The following is a 2,880-nucleotide window of genomic DNA, read 5'->3' on the forward strand; positions in this document are numbered from 1 at the left end:
TGGTCGTGGTGGCCAGCTATCTGCAGAACGTGCATGCCTACCCGTCGGGCGGCGGCGACTACGAAGTAGTGACTACCAACCTTGGCGACAATGCCGGCCTCACCGTGGCGAGTGCTCTGATGGTGGATTATGTACTCACGGTGGCGGTGTCGACGGCGTCGGCAATGTCGAACATTGGTTCTGCCATCCCGTTCGTGGCCGCACACAAGGTGTGGTTCTGCGTAGCCGCGATCCTGGTAGTGATGGCCATGAACCTGCGTGGGGTCCGCGAGTCCGGGGTGGCGTTCGCCATCCCGACCTATGCGTTCATCGCTGGAGTTTCGATCATGATCGGCTGGGGGTTGTTCCGCATCTTCGTGTTGGGTGATCCGCTGCACGCCGAATCCGCCGGCTTCGAGATGCGTGCCGCGCACGGCGAAGTCGTCGGTTTCGCGTTGGTGTTTCTGGTGGCTCGATCGTTCTCCTCGGGCTGCGCAGCACTGACCGGTGTTGAGGCGATCAGCAATGGGGTGCCAGCGTTTCAGAAACCCAAGTCGCGCAACGCGGCAACGACCCTGCTGATGCTGGGCGCAATCGCGGTGAGCTTGCTGATGGGCACTATCGTGTTGGCCCAGCAGATCGGGGTCAAGCTGGTGGAGGATCCCGACACGCAGCTTGGTGGTATCCCAGCGGGCTATCTGCAGAAGACTCTGGTCACCCAGCTAGCGGAGACGGTATTCGGCAGCTTCCGGATAGGGTTCCTGCTGATCGCCATCGTGACCGCCCTGATCTTGGTGCTGGCGGCAAACACCGCCTTCAACGGCTTCCCGGTCCTTGGCGCGGTGTTGGCACAGCACAGTTACCTTCCCCGCCAACTGCACACTCGCGGAGATCGCCTGGCGTTCTCCAACGGAATCCTGTTTTTGTCGGCGGCGGCTCTCTCAGCGATCATCGCGTTCCGCGCCGAGCTGACCGCGCTGATCCAGCTGTACATCGTCGGTGTGTTCATCTCGTTCACGCTGAGCCAAATCGGCATGGTCCGGCACTGGACCCGATTGCTGCGCACCGAGACTGATCCCACGGTGCGTCGCCAGATGATGCGCTCGCGGGTGGTCAACACGGTCGGTTTCCTATCCACCGGTGCGGTTCTGCTGGTCGTGCTGGTCACCAAATTCCTTGCCGGGGCGTGGATTGCGATCGTAGCGATGGGTTTGTTGTTCCTCGTCATGAAGCTGATCCGCAGGCACTACGACACCGTTAACCGGGAGTTGGAGGAGCAAGCCGCTGCCCAAGGTGACGTGGTGTTGCCCAGCCGCAATCACGCCCTGGTGCTGGTGTCGAAGTTGCATTTGCCGACGCTGCGCGCACTGGCCTACGCGCGGGCGACCCGTCCGGATGCGCTCGAGGCGATCACGGTGAGCGTCGACGACGTGGAAACCCGCGCGCTGGTCCGCGCTTGGCAGGACAGCAATGTCAGTGTGCCGCTCAAGGTTATTGCGTCGCCCTATCGCGAGATCACCCGTCCGGTACTTGAATACGTCAAACGAGTCAGCAAAGAGTCTCGGCGCACCGTGGTGACGGTATTCATCCCGGAGTATGTGGTGGGCCGTTGGTGGGAGCAGTTGCTGCACAACCAGAGCGCGCTGCGGCTCAAGGGTCGGTTGTTGTTCATGCCCGGAGTGATGGTGACTTCGGTTCCCTGGCAATTGAATTCGTCGGAGCGAGTCAAGACGCTGCAATCGCACGCGGCTCCGGGCGATACTCGTCGCGGAATACTCGAGTGAGCACCGAATCGGCTCCCGATCATGGCAAGCCCGAGGCGCCGGTGCCACCCGCCCTCGGCGCGCTGACGCTGGTCACCGGTGCCCCCGCGAACGGCGGCAGCTGCGTTGCGCACCACGAAGGCCGGGTCGTATTCGTCCGCTACGCATTGCCCGGCGAACGGGTACGGGTGCGAGTCACCGCCGACCGTGGCTCTTATTGGCACGCAGAAGTTATCGAGGTGATCGAGCCGTCGGCGGATCGAACCACGTCGCTGTGCCCGATCGCTGGGGTGGACGGTGCCGGGTGTTGCGACCTGGCGTTCGCTGACCCGGAGGCGGCTCGGGTACTCAAGGCCCAAGTCGTGGCCAACCAGCTGGAACGGCTTGGTGGGTACCGCTGGACTGGCCCAGACACGGGAGCCGAACCGCTGTCGGCTGCCGGCCCCACCGGGTGGCGGACCCGGGTTCGGCTGGACGTCGGGCCAGACCATCGCCCGGGCTTTCACCGCTACCACAGCGCAGAGCTGGTGACCGACTTGAGCTGTGCGCAGTTACCGGCCGGAATGGTGGATGGGCTGGCTCAGCCTCGTTCGGGGGCCGACTGGCCACCGAACGCTCAGCTGCACGTTGCGGTCGACGACGACGGACAGCGCCATGTGGTGCGCACGGTGCGAGAGGGCCGCCGCAACGCGCCGAAACACACGACCAAAAACTCGGCCAAGGTGGTGGAGGGTAACTATCACGCGGTGCAGCGGGTGGGTCGACGCAGCTGGCAGGTGCCGGTGACGGCCTTTTGGCAGGCGCACCGGGACGCGGCGGGGGTCTACAGCAGACTGGTCCTCGACTGGGCACAGCCCGGTGCCGGCATGACTGCTTGGGATCTCTACGGTGGCGCGGGCGTTTTCGCCGCGGTGCTGGGTGACGCAGTCGGGGACTCCGGACGGGTATTGACCATCGACACCGCCCGCGCGGCATCGCGGGCCGCGCGGGCCGCGCTGGTCGATCTGCCGCAGGTGGACGTCATGACCGATTCGGTCAGGCAGGCGCTGGTGGTACAACAAACCGGCGCCGACGTGGCGGTGTTGGATCCGCCTCGGTCAGGTGCCGGACGCGACGTCGTCGACTTACTGGCCGCGGC

2 protein-coding genes are annotated in these 2,880 nt (G+C 64.7%); both read left to right on the top strand.

The genetic code is table 11. From position 1 onward, the window contains the following. The coding region (locus tag AC2VOU_RS16520) for an APC family permease (RefSeq protein ID WP_486958345.1) at positions 1-1,763 on the top strand (1,763 nt) is incomplete at its 5' end. Between the two features lie 41 nt (positions 1,764-1,804). Then, a partial coding sequence (locus AC2VOU_RS16525; RefSeq protein ID WP_486958346.1) for a class I SAM-dependent RNA methyltransferase occupies positions 1,805-2,880 on the top strand: 1,076 nt, incomplete at its 3' end.

Source organism: Mycobacterium sp. TH-M25 (genome assembly GCF_057473665.1).